Raw genomic sequence first — 19,622 nt, forward strand, 5'->3', positions numbered from 1 at the left:
TCACTTCCCGCGCGGCTCGCGGAGGGCCTTCTTCAAGAGGTCCGCCACGGTCCGCACGGTGGGCTCGCGCAGCAGCGTGTAGTGGTTGCCCGGCAGGCGGTGCGAATCCAACCGCTCACCCACCAGCGCGGACCAGCCCCCATCGCCCGGGCCCGTGTCCGCCAGTTCCTCCGCCTGCACGCGCAGCACCCGCTGCTCCATCGCGGGCGGGTGGTAGCGCCGGGCCGCTTCGAGGTTGGCCTCGAAGACGCGGAAGAGGGCGACCGGGTTCGCGCTGTCCACGCCCGGCGGCAGCGCTCCGGCACGCACCGCGGACTCCAGCACCCGGGTGAGGGCCGCTTCAGGCTCCAGCGTCGCCAGCTCCGCCAGGTCCAGCTCCAGCTCCTCCAGGGAGACGCCCATCAGGTCCTGGGCGAACAAGCCCACGGCCAACATGCGCTCCAGCGCCGGCTCTGAAGCCGCCACCGTCTGTGGGACGTACGAGTCGATGAGCGCGAGCAGCGCCACCTCCTCGCCCGCCGCGCGCAGCTGGTGCGCCATCTCGTAGGCGATGACGCCTCCCAGCGACCAGCCGCCCAGGTGGTAGGGCCCGGAAGGCTGCACCGTGCGCAGCGCCTGCACGTAGCTGGTGGCCATCTCCTCCACCGTCCCCAGGGGGGCGCTCGTGCCATCCAGGCCCCGGGCCTCCAAGCCGTAGAAGGGCTGCTCCGGCCCCAGCCGCCGCGCGAGTTCCGCGTACGCGAGCACGTTGCCACCCACCGGGTGGACGCAGAAGAACGGTGGGGCGGTGCCCGGACCTTCCTTCGCGAAGGGCACCAGCGGCGAGAAGGGCCGGGTCTCCTGCGCCTCGTTCATCCACCGCGCGAACCGCTCCACGCTGGGCGCCTGGAAGAGCGCCGACAGCGGGAGGCGTCGGCCCGACTCGCGATTCACCGCCGCCAGCAGCCGCACCGCGAGCAGCGAGTGGCCGCCCAATTCGAAGAAGCTGCTGCGCACGTCCACGGCGGACACACCCAGCGCCTGCGCCCAGAGCAGCGCGAGCCGTGCCTCGGTCGCATCGCGCGGACCCATCAGGGCCCCCGGGTCCACCGCCCCCTCCACCGGGGCCGGCAGGGCCGAGCGGTCCACCTTGCCGTTGCTCGTGAGCGGAAGGGCCGGCAGCGCGACGAAGGTGGCCGGCACCATGTACTCCGGCAGCGAGCGCTGGAGGTGGCCGCGCAAGGGAGCGGTGTCCACGGCGGGGGCCACGTAGGCCACGAGGCGCGGCAGGCCCGGGACGTCCTCGCGGACGAAGGCCACCGCGTCCCGGATGCCCGGGTGCGTGCGCAGGGCTGCTTCGATTTCACCGGGCTCGATGCGGAAGCCGCGCAGCTTCACCTGGAAGTCCACGCGCCCCATGAAGTCCAGCGTCCCGTCCTGCCGCCAGCGGGCCTTGTCACCCGTGCGGTACAGCCGCGCACCGGGCTCCGTGCTGAACGGGTGGGGGATGAAGCGCTCCGCGGTGAGGTCCGCCCGGGCGCGGTAGCCGCGCGCGAGTCCCTCGCCGGAGATGAACAGCTCCCCGGGCACGCCCACCGACACGGGGTTCAGGCTCGCGTCGAGCACGAATGCTCCCATGTTGACGAGCGGCCGGCCGATGACCGGCGCCGACTGCGGCGCGCCCTGCATGCTCCACGAGGTGGCGTACACCGTGCCCTCGGTGGGGCCGTAGGCGTTGATGGCGCGCGTGCGCGTCGTCCCGGCGAGGACGCGCCAGGTGACTTCATCCACCGCTTCACCGGCGACGAGGAGGCTCGCCGGCACGTGGGGGAGCTCCAGCAGGCCCGCCTCCAGCAGGGGCTTGAGCTGCGACGGCGTGCAGTCCAGCACGTCGATGCGCTGCTGCTCCAGCCACGTGAGCATCCGCTCCGGCTCCAGGCGCACGTCCTCCGGCACCAGGCACAGGCAGTGTCCATCCAGCAGCAACAGCAGTTGCCCCACGGACACGTCGAAGTAGAGCGGCGCGTTGAGGCTGGCCCGTAGGGGCTTCAGGGCCCCGGCGGAGAGGACGTCCGCCATGGCGCGGTGCAGGTGCACCACGGAGCGGTGCTGCACCATCACGCCCTTGGGCGTGCCCGTGGAGCCGGACGTGTAGAGGATGTACGCCAGGTGTTCAGGCCGCACGTCCGCGCGCGGATTGCCCGGCGACAGCGCGTCGATGCGCCGTGCCTCCGTGTCCAGGCGCACCAGGTGACGCACCGTCGGCTGCCACGTCTCGGCCAGGGCCTGGGTCGTCAGCAGCACCGAAGCGCCGCTGTTCTCCAGGATGAAGGCCTTGCGCGCGGAAGGGGCCGCCGGGTCGAGCGGCACGTAGGCCCCGCCCGCCTTGAGGATGCCCAGCAGCGTGACCAGCGCCTCCGGCGAGCGCTCCAGGTTGAATGCCACCGGCACCTCGGGACCCACCCCCAACGTGCGCAGGTAGTGGGCCAGCTGGTTGGCGCGCACGTTGAGCTGGTGGAAGGAGACCGTCGTCTCGCCCATCACCACGGCGGGCGCCTTGGGCGTGCGGGTCACCTGCTGCTCGAAGCGCGTGTGGAAGGGCAGGTCGGCCGGGAAGGCCGCCGTCTCGCCACTCCACTCCTCCAGCACCCACTGACGCTCGTCCGCGGACAGCAGGGGCAGCGTCTCCACGGCGGCGTCCGGCGTGGCGATGGCGCCTTCCAGCAGTTGGACCAGGTGCTCCGTCAGCCTGCGGGCGGTGGCCGCCTCGAAGAGGTCCGTGCTGTAGAAGAGGGCGCCCTCGAAGCCCCGGGCCGTGCGGCTCAGGCTCAGGTCCAGGTCGAACTTCGTCGAGTTCAGCTCCACCTCCACCGGACGCAGCGTGAGCTGCGGCAGGCGCGCTTCCGACTCCGGCGTGTTCTGGAGCACGAAGAGGGCCTGGATGAGCGGCGTGCGCGACAGGTCGCGCGCGGGCTGGAGCGCTTCCACCAGCCGCTCGAACGGGAGGTCCTGGTGCTCGTACGCGCCCAGCGTGTTGGCGCGCACCTGCGTGAGCACCTGACGGAACGAGGGACGCGCGTCGAAGCGCGCACGCAGCACCAGCGTGTTGACGAAGAAGCCGATGAGGCCCTCCGTCTCCGCGTGACGCCGGCCCGCGATGGACGTGCCCACCAGCAGATCCTCCTGACCCGAGTACCGGTGCAGCAGGGTCTGGAAGGCCGACAGCAGCACCATGAAGGGCGTGGCGCCCTCGCGCTGCGCCAGGGCCTCCACCGCTTCGCTCAGGGCCGGAGGCACGTGCACCGGGAGCATCGCGCCCCGTGCGGAGCGCTGCGGGGGACGGGGCTTGTCGGTGGGCAGGGCCAGTGCTTGCGGCGCGCCGGCGAGCTGCTGCTTCCACCACCCCAGCTGCGCCTCCAGCGCATCCCCCTGGAGCCAGTCGCGCTGCCACACGGCGTAGTCCGCGTACTGCACCGGCAGCGGCGGCAGCGGCGACGGCAGCCCCTGACGGAACGCCTCGTAGAGGGCCACGACCTCACGCACCAGCACGCCGATGGACCAACCATCGCTGATGCTGTGGTGGAGGCACAGGAGCAGCACGTGCTCACTCGCGTCCAGCTTCAGCAGCGTGAGCCGCACCAGCGGGCCCGCGGCCAGGTCGAACGGACGCAGGGCGTCCTCGCTCGCGAGCCGGAGCACTTCGGCCTCGCGCGCTTCCTGGGGCAGCGACGTGAGGTCCACCACGAACAGACTCTGCGTCGGGGCGGGATGGATGCGCTGACGGGGCTCGCCGTCGTGGGCCTCGAACGTGGTGCGCAGCGATTCATGCCGTTGGACCAGGGCGTCGAAGGCCTGTTGGAACGCCGGGACGTCCACCGTGCCCGACAGGCGCAGCGCGGTGGGCATGTTGTAGAGCGGGCTGCCCGGATCCAACTGGTCGATGAACCAGAGGCGCTGCTGCGCGAACGACAGCGGATGCGGCCCAGGCGTCGCGGCCGGGGTCAGCGGCGGCAGCAGGGTGGCGGTCGGCGCGTCCGGCAGGCGCAGGGCGAGTGCCGCCACGGTGGGCGATTCGAACAGCGCACGGACCGGCAGCTCCACGCCGAAGCGGGCACGCACCCGGGCCACCACCTGCGTGGCCAGCAGCGAGTGACCGCCCAGCTCGAAGAAGTTGTCGTGACGGCCCACGGCGGGCACGCGCAACAGCTCGCTCCAGAGCGAGGCCAGGGCCACCTCGGTGGGCGTCCCGGGTGCGTCGGTGATGCGGGTGGGGATCCGCGACGCTTCCGGCGTGGGCAGGGCCTTGCGGTCCACCTTGCCGTTGGGCGTCAGCGGCAGGGCGGGCAGGGCGACCAGCGCGGCGGGCACCATGTACTCCGGCAGGTGCTTGCGCAGGTGTTCGCGCAAGGGTGCGGTGTCCACCTCCGGCACGACGTATGCGACGAGCCGCGCATCGCCCGGCACGTCCTCGCGCACCGCCGCGACCGCGTCCCGGATGCCCGGGTACGTGCGCAGGGTGGCTTCGATTTCGCCCAGCTCGATGCGGTAGCCGCGCAGCTTCACCTGGAAGTCCAGGCGGCCCATGAAGTCCAGCGTCCCATCCTCGCGCCAGCGGGCCTTGTCACCCGTGCGGTAGAGGCGCGCTCCAGGCTCCGTGCTGAACGGATCCGGAACGAAGCGCTCCGCCGTCAGCTCCGGCTGGCCCAGGTAGCCGCGCGTGACGCCCGCGCCGGAGAAGCACAGCTCGCCGGGCAGACCGAAGGGCACCAGGCGCTGGTGCTCATCGAGGACGTAGGCGCGCAGGTTGTCCAGCGGTCGGCCGATGACGGGCCGGGGCAGGGCAGTGCCCTGGATGTCGTACGTCGTGACGCAGACGGTGGTCTCGGTGGGACCGTAGCCGTTGAAGGCGCGCGTGCGGTCCGTCGCAGCGAGCCGCCGCCACGTCACCTCGTCCAGGGCTTCGCCGCCCAGCAGGAGCCGCGACGGCACCCAGGCACCCTCCAGCATCCCCGCGTCGAGCAGGAGCTTGAGCTGCGCGGGCGTGCTGGTCTGCAGGTCGATGCGGTGCTGCTCGATCCACGCGAGCATCCGGGCCGGCTCACGGCGTGTCTCCTCGGGGATGACGCAGAGGCAATGGCCGTCCAGCAGCTTGATGAACGCCTCGATGACCGCGTCGAAGTACAGCGGCGCGTTCAGGCTGACGCGCAGCGGACGCTGCTGCGTGTAGACGTTCCGGGTCAGCGTGTGGTGCAGGTGGACGACGGAGCGGTGCTGCACCATCACGCCCTTGGGCGTGCCCGTGGAGCCGGACGTGTAGATGACGTACGCGAGGTTGTCCGGGCCCGCCGAGGCAGGCAGGGGCTCCTCGGAGAGGGTCGCGATGTGGGCCTGTGCGGCATCCAGCTTCACGACGTGGGCGACGTCGGGCCGCCACGCTTCGGCCAGGGCCTGGGTGGTCAGCAGCACCGAGGCGCGGCTGTTCTCCAGGATGTAGGCCTTGCGCGCATCAGGCGCCGCCGGGTCGAGCGGCACGAACGCGCCGCCCGCCTTGAGCACCGCGAGGAACGCGATGAGGGCGTCCGCGGAGCGCTCCAGGCTCAGGGCCACCGTCTTCTCCGGCCCCACGCCCAGCGAGCGCAGGTGCCGGGCGAGCTGGTTGGCCCGGGCGTCGAACTGACGGAAGGACAGCGTCGTCCCTTTGAACACCAGGGCGTCCGCGTCCGGCGTGCGGACCGCCTGCTGCTCGATGAGGCCGTGCACCGTGGACTCCAGGTCGAAGTCCACGACGTCGCCGCGCCCCAGGCCGAGGAGCCTGGCCTGCGTCTCGGGTGCATCGAGGGACAGGTCGGCCAGCGGGGCATCGGGCCGCGCGACCACGGTCTCCAGCAGCACGCGCAGGTGCGTGAGGAGCCGCTCGATGGTGGCAGGCTCGAACAGGTCCGTCGCGTATTCGAGCCGGCCCGCGAAGCCGTCCGCGTCACGGCTCAGATCCAGGCTCAGCTCGAACAGGGTGGTCGCACGGCTGCCGAAGTCGGCGGGCTGTACGGCGAGGCCGGGCATCGTCGCCCCCGACACCGGTGCGTTCTGGAGCGCGAAGAGCGCCTGGAACAGCGGCGTGCGCGCCAGGTCGCGCGTCGTCTGCAGCGACTCCACCAGCCGCTCGAACGGGAGGTCCTGGTGTTCGTAAGCGCCCAGCGTCGTGGTGCGCACCTGCGAGAGGAGCTGCCGGAAGGAAGGCCGCGCACCGAAGCTGCCGCGCAGCACCAGCGTGTTGACGAAGAAGCCGATGAGGCCCTCCGTCTCCGCGTGGCCCCGGTTCGCGATGGGGGAGCCCACCAGCACGTCGTCCTGACCTGAATACCGGTGCAGCACGGTCTGGAAGGCCGCCAGCAGCACCATGAAGGGCGTGGCGCCCTCCTTCTGCGCCAGCGCTTCCACCTGTTCGGAGAGGGCACGCGGCAGGCGCACGGACACCGCGTCGCCGCGCTGGGTGGCGACGGCCGGACGCGGCTTGTCGGTGGGCAGGTCCAGCACGTGGGATGCGCCCGCGAGCTGCTGCTTCCACCAGTCGAGCTGCGCCTTCAGTACGTCGCCCTGCAGCCAGTTGCGCTGCCAGACGGCGTAGTCCGCGTACTGCACGGGCAGCTCCGGCAGGGCGGGCGTCTGGCCGTGGCGGAAGGCCTCGTAGAACGTGGTGACTTCACGCACCAGCACGCCCAGGGACCAACCGTCGGACACGATGTGGTGCAGGTGCAGCACCAGCACGTGGTCCTCCGCGCCCAGCTTCAGGAGCAGGGCGCGAATCACCGGGCCCTGCTCCAGGTCGAACGGGCGGCGGAACTCCGCGAGGGCCCGACGCTCCAGCTCGGCCTGAGGCTCTGTCGAGCCCGTGAGGTCCACGGACTCGAAGGGCACTGTGGCCTCGGCGTGGATGTGCTGCACGGGCTGGCCCGCTTCCACGCGGAAGGTGGTGCGCAGCGATTCATGCCGCGCCATCAGCGCGTCCAGGCTCTTGCGCAGCGCGCCTTCGTCCAGCGCGCCCGTCAGCCGCAGCGGCAGCGGCATGTTGTACAGGCTGGTGCCCGGCTCCAGCTGGTCGATGAACCAGAGGCGCTGCTGGGCGAACGACAACGGCGGTGCGGGGGTCCGCTCCGCGCGGACCAGCGGCGGCGCCTGCGTCCGACTGGCACGGCCCAGCTTCTCCGCCAGCGTGGCCACGGTGGGCGCGCTGAAGAGGTCTCCCAGCGGCAGCTCCACCCCCAGCGTCGAACGGATGCGCGACACCACCTGCGTGGCCAGCAGCGAGTGGCCGCCCAGCTCGAAGAAGTCGTCGTGGATGCCGACGGTCTCCAGGTGCAGCACCTCCGCCCAGATGGCGACGAGCGCCGTCTCCATCGCGTTACGAGGGGCGAACACCTTCGCGTCGGTGGCGCGCGGCGCCTCCGGGGCGGGCAGCGCCTTGCGGTCCACCTTGCCGTTGGCCGACAGCGGCAGCGAGGGCAGGGTGACGAACGCGGCCGGCACCATGTAGTCCGGCAGCAGCTTCTGGGCGAACGCCTTGAGCGGGTCCAGATCGCCTGCGTCAGCCGTGGGCACGATGTACGCGACCAGCCGCTTGTCCCCGGGCACGTCCTCACGCGCCAGCACCACGGCCTCGCGCACCTGCGACGACTGGCGCAGCACGGCCTCGACTTCGCCGGTCTCGATGCGGAAGCCGCGGATCTTCACCTGGAAGTCGGTGCGACCCAGGAACTCCAACGTCCCATCCGCCTGCCAACGCACGCGATCTCCGGTGCTGTAGAGGCGCGCCCCTGGCTCCGTGGCGAAGGGGTGGGGGATGAAGCGTTCCGCGGTCAGCTCCGGCCGGTTCAGGTAGCCCCACGCGAGGCCATCGCCGCCGACGTAGAGCGCACCCGGCACGCCCACCGGCACGGGCTGGAGGGCTGCATCCAGCACCCACGCGGTGGACTGCGCCAGCGGCCGACCGATGGGCACCGACCGGCCCACGCTGTCTCCGGCACCCAGGGCATACGTGGCGGAGAACGTGGTGTTCTCGGTGGGGCCGTAGCCGTTGACGAGCACGGAGCCCGAAGGCATCCGCGCCAGGTGCTCACGCACGCGCTCCACCGGCAGCACGTCGCCGCCCGCGAGCACCTGTCGCACGCCCGCCAGCGCTTCGCCCTGATGGACGACCATCTGCTCGAAGAGCGCGGCCGTCAGCCACAGCGTGGTGATGCCTTCGGTGGTGAGCAGCGCGCCCGTCTCCTCGAAGGACAGCGCCCTGGGCGGAGCGAGCACCAGCTTCGCGCCGTTGAGCAGCGCGCCCCAGACCTCCAGCGTGGACGCGTCGAACGCGACTGGCGCCAGTTGGAGGAAGACCTCTTCCGGCCCGAAGTGGATGAAGTCGTTGCCGCGCACCAGCCGCACGATGCCGCGCTGGGGCACGCTGACGCCCTTGGGACGCCCCGTGCTGCCCGACGTGAACATCACGTACGCCAGCGCCTCGGCCGGCACTTCCACGTCCAGTGCGGTCTCCGGCAGCTTCGCGATGATGGCCGCCTCCTCATCCATGAGGATCTGGAGGTCCGCCACCGACGGCAGCTCATCCGCCAGTGACTCCTGCGTCACCAGCACGCTGACGCCCGCCTCCTGGAGCATCCAGGTGATGCGGTCCGCCGGGTACTTCGCCTCCACCGGCACGTAGGCCGCCCCGGCCTTGAGGATGCCGAGCATGCCGACGATGAGCTCGAACGAGCGCTCCAGGCACAGGCCCACGCGGTCCCCGGGCCTTACACCCAGGCGGCGCAGGTAGTGCGCCAACTGGTTGGAGGCGCGGTCCAGGGCCGCGTACGTGAGCGTCTTCTCGCCGGACTTCAGCGCGGGGGCCTCCGGCGTGCGCGCGGCCTGAGCGGAGAAGAGCCCGGCCACGGACGCGTCACGCGGGTAGTCGCGGGACGCGGGGTTCCACCCGACGAGCAGCTTCTGGCGCTCCTCGGGCGTGATCAACGGGAGCCGCGCCACGGGGACTTCGGGCGAAGCCAGGGCCACTTCCAGCAGGACCTGGAAGCGATGGACGAGTCCCGCCATCGTCTCGGGCGCGAACAGCGCGGTGTTGTAGAGCAGCGTCCCGCCGAAGCCGTCGGGGGTGCGGCCCAGCAACAACTGCAGGTCGAAGAGGCTGTAGCGCAGCTCGCTGTCCATCGGCCGGAGCGTCAACTCCGGGAGCACCCGCTCCGGCATCGGCGCGTTCTGCAGGGTGAACGTCACCTGGAAGAACGGCGTGCGGCTCAGGTCACGCTCGGGGTTCAGCACCTCCACCAGCTTCTCGAACGGGAGGTCCTGGTGCTCGTACGCGCCCAGCGTCGTGGTGCGCACCTGCTCGAGCAGTTCACGGAAGCTCAGCGTGTCCTTCACCTGCGTGCGCAGCACGACGGTGTTGGCGAAGTAGCCGATGAGGGCTTCGGATTCGGCGTGGCGGCGGCCCGCGATGGGCGAACCGAGGAGCACGTCCTCCTGGCCCGAGTACCGGTGCAGCAGCAGCTTGAAGGCCGCCAGCAGCACCATGTACGGCGTGGCGGACTCCCGCTTCGCCATCGCCTCCACCGCCTCGCTCAGCGCGAGCGGCAGGGACACGGTCTGGTCGGCGCCCTGGAAGGACTGCCGTGCCGGACGCGGATGGTCCGTGGGCAGGTCCAGGTACGGCGCGGCGCCGTCGAGCTGCTGACGCCAATAGCCGAGCTGCTGCTCCAGCACGTCGCCCTGGAGCCAGCCGCGCTGCCACAGGGAGTGGTCGGCGTACTGCACCGCCAGCTCCGGCAGGGGCGAGGGCAGGCCCTTGGAGAAGGCCGCGTAGAGCGCGCCCATCTCCCGCACCAGGACGCTCGTGGACCAGCCGTCGGAGATGATGTGGTGCTGCGTCAGCACCAGCCCGTGCTCCGTGGGGCCCAACTTCAACACGAGCACCCGGACCAGCGGACCGGTCTCCAGGTTGAACGGGATGCGGGCTTCGTCGGCGGCGATCCGCAGGGCCTCCGCCTGACGCTCCTCCGGCGATGCGATGGACGTGAGGTCCACGTGGCGCAGCGGCATCGGGGAGGGCGGGTGGATGACCTGCGACGGTGAGCCCTCGTGCGGACGGAAGGTGGTGCGCAGCGCTTCGTGACGGCGCACCAGCTCATCGAACGCGTGCTGCAGCACGGCCGTATCCAGCGGACCTTCGAGCTTCAGCGACACCGGGATGCTGTACGCGGTCCCCGCCGTGCCGAGCTGCTCGATGAACCACAACCGCTGCTGGGCGAACGACAGCGGCAGCACGTCCGGACGTTCCGCGCGGACCAGCGCGGGCAGGGACGCACCCGTGCCGTCCGGGCCCTGGAACGAATCAATGAGCGCGGCCAGCGCGGCCACGGTGGGCCGTTCGAAGAACGCGCGCAGCGGCAGCTCCACCCCGAAGTGGGCGCGCACGCGGGAGACCAGCTGCGTGGCCAGCAGCGAGTGGCCGCCCAGCTCGAAGAAGTTGTCGTGCCGTCCCACGGTGGGGATGCGCAGCACTTCACTCCACAGCGCGGCCAGCGCGATTTCCGTCGGCGTCTCGGGCGCTGCGTAGTCGCGCGACCCGACCTGCGACGCTTCGGGCACGGGCAGGGCCTTGCGGTCCACCTTGCCGTTGGGCGTCAGCGGCAGGGCGGGCAGGGTGACGAACGTGGCCGGCACCATGTACTCCGGCAGGTGCTTGCGCAGGTGTTCGCGCAGGGGCGCGGCGTCCACCTCCGGCACGACGTAGGCGACGAGGCGCGCATCCCCGGCCACGTCCTCACGGACCATGGCCACGGCGTCCCGGATGTCCGGGTGCGAGCGCAGGGTGGCTTCGACCTCGCCCAGCTCGATGCGGTAGCCGCGCAGCTTCACCTGGAAGTCCAGGCGGCCCATGAACTCCAGCGTGCCGTCCTCGCGCCAGCGGGCCTTGTCGCCCGTGCGGTAGAGGCGCGCGCCGGGCTGGGTGCTGAACGGATCCGGAATGAAGCGCTCCGCGGTGAGGTCCGGGCGGCGCAGGTAACCACGCGTGACGCCCGCGCCGGAGAAGCACAGCTCGCCGGGCAGACCGAAGGGCACCAGGCGCTGGTGCTCATCCAGGACGTAGGCGCGCAGGTTGTCCAGCGGCCGGCCGATGACGGGCCGGGGCAGGGCGGTGCCCTGGACGTCGTACGCCGTGACGGCCACGGTGCACTCGGTGGGGCCGTAGCCGTTGAAGGCGCGCGTACGGGTCGTCCCGGCGAAGAGGCGCCAGAGGGCTTCGTCCATGGCCTCGCCGCCCACCAGGAACTGTGACGGCACCCAGGCGCGCTCCAGCATTCCCGCTTCCAGCAGGAGCTTGAGCTGCGAGGGCGTGCTGGTCTGCAGGTCGATGCGCTGCTGCTCGATCCACGCGAGCATCCGCTCCGGATCCCGGCGCGTGTCCTCCGGGATGATGCAGAGGCAGTGGCCGGCGAGCAGCTTGATGAACGCCTCGATGACGGCATCGAAATACAGCGCCGAGTTCAGGCTGACGCGCAGCGGACGCTGTTGCGTGTAGAGCTTCCGGACCAGCGTGTGGTGCAGGTGGACGACGGAGCGGTGCTGCACCATCACGCCCTTGGGCGTGCCCGTGGAACCCGACGTGTAGATGACGTACGCGAGGTTGTCCGGGCCCGCCGAGGGGGGCAGGGGCTCCTCGGAGAGCGCCGCCAGCCAGGTCTGTTCGACATCCAGCTTCACCACGTGCTCGACGTCGGGCTGCCACGCGTCGGCCAGGGCCCGGGTGGTCAGCAGCACGGAGGCGCCGCAGTCGCGCAGGAGGAAGTCCTTGCGCGCCGAGGGGGCTGCCGGATCGAGCGGCACGAACGCGCCGCCCGCCTTGAGCACCGCGAGGAACGCGATGAGGGCGTCCGCGGAGCGCTCCAGGCTCAGGGCCACCGTCGACTCCGGGCCCACGCCCAGCGAGCGCAGGTGCCGGGCGAGCTGGTTGGCGCGGGCGTCGAGCTGACGGAAGGACAGCGTCGTCCCCTCGAACTCCAGGGCGTCCGCGTCCGGTGTGCGGGCCACCTGCGCTTCGATGAGCCCATGCAGCGTGGACTCCAGGTCGAAGTCCACGACGTCCCCGCGCGCGATGCTCACGAGCCGGGCGTGTTCTTCCGGCGAGCTGAGCGGCACGTCGGCCAGCGGCACATCGGGCCGCACGAGCACGGTCTCCAGCAGCACGCGCAGGTGCGTGGCGAGCCGCTCGATGGTGGCGGGCTCGAACAGGTCCGTCGCGTACTGAAGCATGCCGGCGAAGCCATCCGCGTCCCGGTTCAGGTCCAGGCTCATCTCGAACAGGGACAGGTCCCGGCCGCCGAAGTGAGCCCCCGACACGGACAGGCCGGGCAGCGCCAGCTCCGGGAGGGGCGCGTTCTGCAGCGCGAACAGCACCTGGAACAGGGGCGTGCGGGACAGGTCGCGCGTCGTCTGCAACGACTCCACCAGCCGCTCGAACGGGAGATCCTGGTGCTCGTACGCGCCCAGCGTCGTGGTGCGCACCTGGGCCAGCAGCTCCCGGAACGTCGTCCGGGCGCCGAAGCTTCCACGCAGGACCAGCGTGTTGACGAAGAAGCCGATGAGGCCCTCCGTCTCCGCGTGGCCGCGGTTCGCGATGGGGGAGCCCACCAGCACGTCGTCCTGACCGGAGTACTTGTGCAGCACGGTCTGGAAGGCCGCGAGCAGCACCATGAAGGGCGTGGCGCCCTCCTTCTGCGCCAGGGCCTCCACCTGCTCGGACAGCGCGCGCGGCAGGCGCACGGACACCGCGTCGCCGCGCTGGGAGGCGACGGCCGGACGCGGCTTGTCGGTGGGCAGATCCAGCACGTGGGATGCACCCGCGAGCTGCTGCTTCCACCAGCCAAGCTGCGCCTTCAGCACGTCGCCCTGGAGCCAGTTGCGCTGCCAGACGGCGTAGTCCGCGTACTGCACCGGCAACTCCGGCAGGGCGGGCGTCTGGCCGTGGCGGAAGGCCTCGTAGAGGGCGGTGACTTCGCGCACCAGCACGCCCAACGACCAACCGTCGGACACGATGTGGTGCACGTGCACCACCAGCACATGGTCCTCCGCGCCCAGCTTCAGGAGTAGGGCGCGAATCACCGGGCCCTGCTCCAGGTTGAACGGGCGGCGGGATTCCGCCAGGCCGCGTCGTTCTGCTTCCGCCTGCCGCTCCGTCGCGTCCGCGATGCCCGTGAGGTCCACGGACTCGAAGGGCACTGTGGCCTCGGCGTGGATGTGCTGCACGGGCTGGCCCGCTTCCACGCGGAACGTGGTGCGCAGCGATTCATGCCGCGCCATCAGCGCGTCCAGGCTCTTGCGCAGCGCGCCTTCGTCCAGCGCGCCCGTCAGCCGCAGCGGCAGCGGCATGTTGTACAGGCTGGTGCCCGGCTCCAGCTGGTCGATGAACCACAGCCGCTGCTGCGCGAACGACAACGGCGGCGCCGTGGTGCGCTCCGTGCGCACCAGCGGTGGGGCCTGCGTGCGGCTGGCGCTGCCCAGCTTCTCCGCCAGCGTGGCCACGGTGGGCGCGCTGAAGAGGTCTCCCAGCGGCAGCTCCACACCCAGCGTCGAACGGATGCGCGACACCACCTGCGTGGCCAGCAGCGAGTGGCCGCCCAGCTCGAAGAAGTCGTCGTGGATGCCGACGGTCTCCAGGTGCAGCACCTCCGCCCAGATGGCGACGAGCGCCGTCTCCATCGCGTTACGAGGGGCGAACACCTTCGCGTCGGTGGCGCGCGGCGCCTCCGGGGCGGGCAGCGCCTTGCGGTCCACCTTGCCGTTGGCCGACAGCGGCAGGGCGGACAGCTCCACCCAGGCCGTGGGGACCATGTATTCGGGCAACTGCTTCTGGACGAACGCCTTCAGCGCGGCGGGATCGAGACCCTCTCCCGTGGACACGACGTAGGCGACGAGCCGCTTGTCACCGGACGAGTCCTTGCGCGCCAGGACCACCGCTTCCTGAACGTGCGGCGACTGGCGCAGCACGGCCTCGACTTCGCCCGGCTCGATGCGGAAGCCGCGGATCTTCACCTGGAAGTCGGTGCGACCCAGGAACTCCAACGTCCCGTCCGCCTGCCAACGCACGCGATCGCCCGTGCTGTACAGCCGCGCCCCCGGCTCCGTGGCGAAGGGGTGGGGGATGAAGCGTTCCGCGGTCAGCTCCGGCCGGTTCAGGTAGCCCCACGCGAGGCCATCGCCGCCGACGTAGAGCGCACCCGGCACGCCCACCGGCACGGGCTGGAGGGCTGCATCCAGCACCCACGCGGTGGACTGCGCCAGCGGCCGGCCGATGGGCACCGACCGGCCCACGCTGTCCCCGGCACCCAGGGCATACGTGGCGGAGAACGTGGTGTTCTCCGTGGGGCCGTAGCCGTTGACGAGCACGCAGCCCGAAGGCATCCGCGCCAGGTGCTCACGCACGCGCTCCACGGGCAGCACGTCGCCGCCCGCCAGCACCTGCCGCACCCTCGCCAGCGCTTCGCCCTGATGGATGACCATCTGCTCGAAGAGCGCGGCGGTGAGCCACAGCGTGGTGATGCCCTCGGTGGTGAGGAGCACACCCGTCTCTTCCAGGGACAGCGCCCTGGACGGAGCGAGCACCAGCTTCGCGCCATTGAGCAGCGCGCCCCAGACCTCCAGCGTGGACGCGTCGAACGCGACCGGCGCCAGTTGGAGGAAGACCTCTTCCGGCCCGAAGTGGATGAAGTCGTTGCCCCGCACCAACCGCACGATGCCGCGCTGGGGCACGCTGACGCCCTTGGGGCGCCCTGTGCTTCCCGACGTGAACATCACGTACGCCAGAGCCTCGGCCGGCACTTCCACGTCCAGCGCGGTCGCTGGCTGTGTCGCCAGCGCTGCCGCATCCCCGTCCATGAGGACCTGGAGGTCCGCCACCGACGGCAGCTCATCCGCCAGCGACTCCTGCGTCACCAGCACGCTGACGCCCGCCTCCTGGAGGATCCAGGTGATGCGGTCGGCCGGGTATTTCGCCTCCACCGGAACGTAGGCCGCCCCGGCCTTGAGGATGCCGAGCATGCCGACGATGAGCTCGAACGAGCGCTCCAGGCACAGGCCCACGCGGTCCCCGGGCCTTACACCGAGGCGGCGCAGGTGGTGCGCCAACTGGTTGGAGGCGCGGTCCAGGGCCCCGTACGTGAGCGTCTTCTCGCCGGACTTCAGCGCGGGGGCCTCCGGCGTGCGCGCGGCCTGAGCGGAGAAGAGCCCGGCCACGGACGAGTCACGCGGGTAGTCGCGAGACGTGCGGTTCCATTCGACCAGGACCTGCCGGCGCTCCCCGGTCGTGAGCAGGGGCAGGTCGGACAGCCGCGTGTCCGGCGCGCGGACGGCGGCCTCCAGCAACAGCACCAGCCGCTGGACCATGCCCGCTGCCGTGGGCTGCGCGAACAGGCTCGTGTTGTAGAGCAGCCCGCCCGTGAACCCGTCGGGCCCGCGGTTCATCACGAGCTGCAGGTCGAAGAGGATGATGCCCGGATCATTGTCCAGACCCCGGAGCGTCAGCTCCGGAAGGACCAGCTCCGGCATCGGCGCGTTCTGCAGGGTGAACGTCACCTGGAAGAACGGCGTGCGGCTCAGGTCGCGGTCCGGCTTCAGGGCGTCCACCAGCTTCTCGAACGGGAGGTCCTGGTGCTCGTACGCGCCCAGCGTCGTGGTGCGCACCTGCGCGAGCAGTTCGCGGAAGCTCAGCGTGTCCTTCACCTGCGTGCGCAGCACGACGGTGTTGGCGAAGTAGCCGATGAGGGCTTCGGATTCGGCGTGACGGCGGCCCGCGATGGGCGAGCCGATGAGCACGTCCTCCTGGCCCGAGTACCGGTGCAACAGCAACGTGAAGGCCGCCAGCAGCACCATGTACGGCGTGGCGGACTCCTGCTTCGCCAGCGTCTCCAGGGCATCGGTCAGCTCGCGCGACAGCACCAGGTGTTCGTCCTCCGCCTGGAAGGACTGCTGCGCCGGACGCGTGAAGTCCGTGGGCAGGTCCAGGAACGGTTCGGCGCCGTCGAGTTGCTCGTGCCAGTAGCCGAGCTGCTGCTCCAGCACGTCGCCCTGGAGCCAGCCGCGCTGCCAGAGGGTGTGGTCGGCGTACTGCACCGCCAGCTCCGGCAGGGGTGAGGGCAGGCCCTCGGAGAACGCCGCGTAGAGCGCGCCCATCTCCCGCACCAGGACGCCCGCGGACCAACCGTCGGAGATGATGTGGTGCGTGTTGAGCACCAGCACGTACTCCTTGGGGGCCAGCTTCAGCAGGAGCGCGCGGAACAGCGGACCCGTCTCCAGGTCGAACGGAGCCCGCGCCTCTTCCAGGGCGAGCCGCTCGGCCTCCGACTCACGCTCTTCCCTCGACGCCAGGACCGTGAGGTCCACGTGCCGCAGGGGCATGGGGAAGGGCGGGTGGATGATCTGCGACGGCGCCCCTTCGTCCGAATGGAAGGTGGTCCGCAGCGCTTCGTGACGGCGCACCAGTTCGTCGAACGCCGCCAGCAACACGATGGTGTCCAGCGTGCCTTCGAGCTTCAACGCGATGGGCAGGCTGTACGCGGTGCCCGCCGCACCCAACTGCTCGATGAACCACAACCGCTGCTGGGCGAACGACAGCGGCAGCACGTCCGGACGTTCCGCGCGGACCAGCGCGGGCAGGGACGCGCCCGTGCCATCCGGGCCCTGGAACGAATCAATGAGCGCGGCCAGCGCGGCCACGGTGGGCCGTTCGAAGAACGCGCGCAGCGGCAGCTCCACCCCGAAGTGGGCGCGCACGCGGGAGACCAACTGCGTGGCCAGCAGCGAGTGGCCCCCCAGCTCGAAGAAGTTGTCGTGCCGTCCCACGGTGGGGATGCGCAGCACTTCACTCCACAGCGCGGCCAGCGCGACTTCCGTCGGCGTTTCGGGCGCCACGTAGGTGCGCGAGCCGACCTGCGACGCTTCGGGCACGGGCAGGGCCTTGCGGTCCACCTTGCCATTAGGCGTCAGCGGCAGGGCGGGCAGGGCGACCAGCGCGGCGGGCACCATGTACTCCGGCAGGTGCTTGCGCAGGTGTTCGCGCAGCGTCGAGGTGTCCACCTCCGGCGCGACGTAGGCGACGAGGCGCGCATCCCCGGCCACGTCCTCACGGACCATGGCCACGGCGTCCCGGATGCCCGGGTGCGAGCGCAGGGTGGCTTCGATTTCCCCCAGCTCGATGCGGTAGCCGCGCAGCTTCACCTGGAAGTCCAGGCGGCCCATGAAGTCCAGCGTCCCATCCTCACGCCAGCGGGCCTTGTCCCCCGTGCGGTACAGCCGCGCGCCGGGCTCGGTGCTGAACGGATTCGGAACGAAGCGCTCCGCGGTGAGGTCCGGGCGTCCCAGGTAGCCGCGCGCGAGGCCTTCACCCGCGAGGCACAGCTCGCCCTGCATGCCGAAGGGCACCAGGCGCTGGTGCTCATCCAGGACGTACGCCCGCACGTTGTCCAGCGGCCGGCCGATGACAGGCAGCGACTGGCCAGTGTCCTGGAGGGCCCAGGCCGTCGCGTTGACGGTGGTTTCGGTGGGCCCGTACACGTTGAAGGCGCGCGTACGCTTCGTCGTGGACAGCCGTCGCCACGTCACTTCGTCCAGCGCCTCACCACCAACGATGAGCAGCGCCGGCACGTGGGCCCGCTCCAGCAGGCCCGCGTCCAGCAGCAGCTTGAGCTGCGACGGCGTGCAGTCCAGCGCGTCGATGCGCTGCGCCTCCAGCCACGAGAGCATCGCCTCCGGATCCTTGCGCGTGTCGTCGGGGACGAGGCACAGGCAGTACCCGTCGAGGAGCTGGATGACCTGCTCCATGGACGCGTCGAAGAAGAGCGGCGCGTTCACGCTGACGCGCAGGCCGCGCTGCGGCTGCACGTAGATGTCGCGCGCCATCGCCTGGTGCAGATGGAGCACGGAGCGGTGCTGCACCGCCACGCCCTTGGGCATGCCGGTGGAGCCCGACGTGTAGAGCACGTACGCCAGGTTCTCCGGGCCCACGTTGGAGGCCAGTGCCTCCGCTGACAGCTCCGCCCAGGGCTGCTCCGCGTCGAGGCACATGACGGCGCCCACGTCGGGCCGCCACGCCTCCGCCAGGGCACGGGTGGTCAGCAGCACGGCCGCGCGGCTGTCTCCCAGGATGAACGACCGACGCGCGGTGGGGGCCGCCGGATCGAGCGGCACGAATGCGCCGCCGGCCTTGAGGACGGCGAGCAACGCGACGATGGCTTCAGCGGACCGCTCCAGGCACAGGCCCACCGTCACCTCGGGGCCCACGCCCAGCGAGCGCAGGTGCCGGGCCAACTGGTTCGCGCGGGCATCGAGCTGCCGGAAGGACAGCGTCGTGTCCCCGAACGCCACGGCGTCCGCGTCCGGCGTGCGGGCCACCTGCGCTTCGATGCGCCCGTGCAGCGTGGACTCACGGTCGAAGTCCGCGACGGAGCCACTCAGGTCGCCCAGCAGTCGCTGACGCTCCTCGGGACCCACGAAGGACAGGTCCGCGAGCGGCGCGTCGGGCCGCTCCATCGCGGCCTCCAGCAGCACCCGCAGGTGCGTGATGAGTCGCTCGACGGTGGATCGCTCGAACAGGTCCGTCGCGTAGTCGATGAGTCCGATGAAGCCGTCCGCCTCGCGGTTGAGATCCAGGCTCAGCTCGAACTGCGACGTGCCTCGGCCCCCGATGTCGGCGGCCTTCACCGACAGGCCGGGCAGCACCAGCTCCGGAAGGGGCGCGTTCTGCAACGCGAACATCACCTGGAAGAGCGGCGTGCGGGACAGGTCGCGCGTCGTCTGGAGTGACTCCACCAGTCGCTCGAACGGGATGTCCTGGTGTTCGTACGCGCCCAGCGTCGTGGTGCGAACCTGCGCGACGAGCTGCCGGAAGGAAGGCCGCGCGCCGAAGCTGCCGCGCAGCACGAGCGTGTTGACGAAGAAGCCGATGAGGCCCTCTGTCTCCGCGTGGCGGCGGTTCGCGATGGGCGACCCCACCAGGACGTCGTCCTGACCGGAGTACCGGTGCAGCACGGTCTGGAACGCCGCGAGCAGCACCATGAAGGGCGTCGCGCCTTCACGCTGCGCCAGGGCTTCCACCTTCTCCGCGAGGACGCGCGGCAGGTGCACGGGCACCGCGCCGCCACGCTGGGTGGCGACGGCCGGACGCGGCTTGTCGATGGGCAGGTCCAGCGCATGGGGCGCGCCCGCCAGTTGCTGCTTCCACCAGCCGAGCTGCGCCTCCAGCACCTCACCCTGGAGCCAGCCGCGCTGCCACACCGAGAAGTCGGCGTACTGCACCGGCAGCTCCGGCAGGGCGGTCGTCTGGCCGTGGCGGAAGGCCTCGTAGAGCGCCGTCATCTCGCGCACCAGCACGCCCAACGACCAGCCGTCGGACACGATGTGGTGCAGATGGAGCACGAGCACGTGCTCCTGGGCGTCCAACTTGATCAGCAGGGCGCGGATCACCGGCCCCTGCTCCAGGTTGAACGGACGGCGGGACTCCGCGATGGCGCGCCGCTTCGCCTCGGCCTGGCACTCCGTCGCGTCGGTGATGGCCGTGAGGTCCACGGACTCGAAGGGCACGGTGGCCCCGGCGTGGATGT

At 71.1% G+C, this 19,622-nt stretch carries 1 protein-coding gene (only partly in view); it reads right to left on the reverse strand.

What is annotated here, in order from left to right:
* Positions 1–19,622, reverse strand: part of the annotated coding region (locus tag D7X12_RS14710; RefSeq protein ID WP_147443659.1) for a non-ribosomal peptide synthase/polyketide synthase (this coding region is incomplete at its 5' end). The annotated region continues 12,565 nt past the right edge of the window; 19,622 of its 32,187 annotated nt are in view.

The sequence above is a fragment of the Corallococcus sicarius genome, assembly GCF_003611735.1.
In the GTDB taxonomy this organism is placed as follows: domain Bacteria; phylum Myxococcota; class Myxococcia; order Myxococcales; family Myxococcaceae; genus Corallococcus; species Corallococcus sicarius.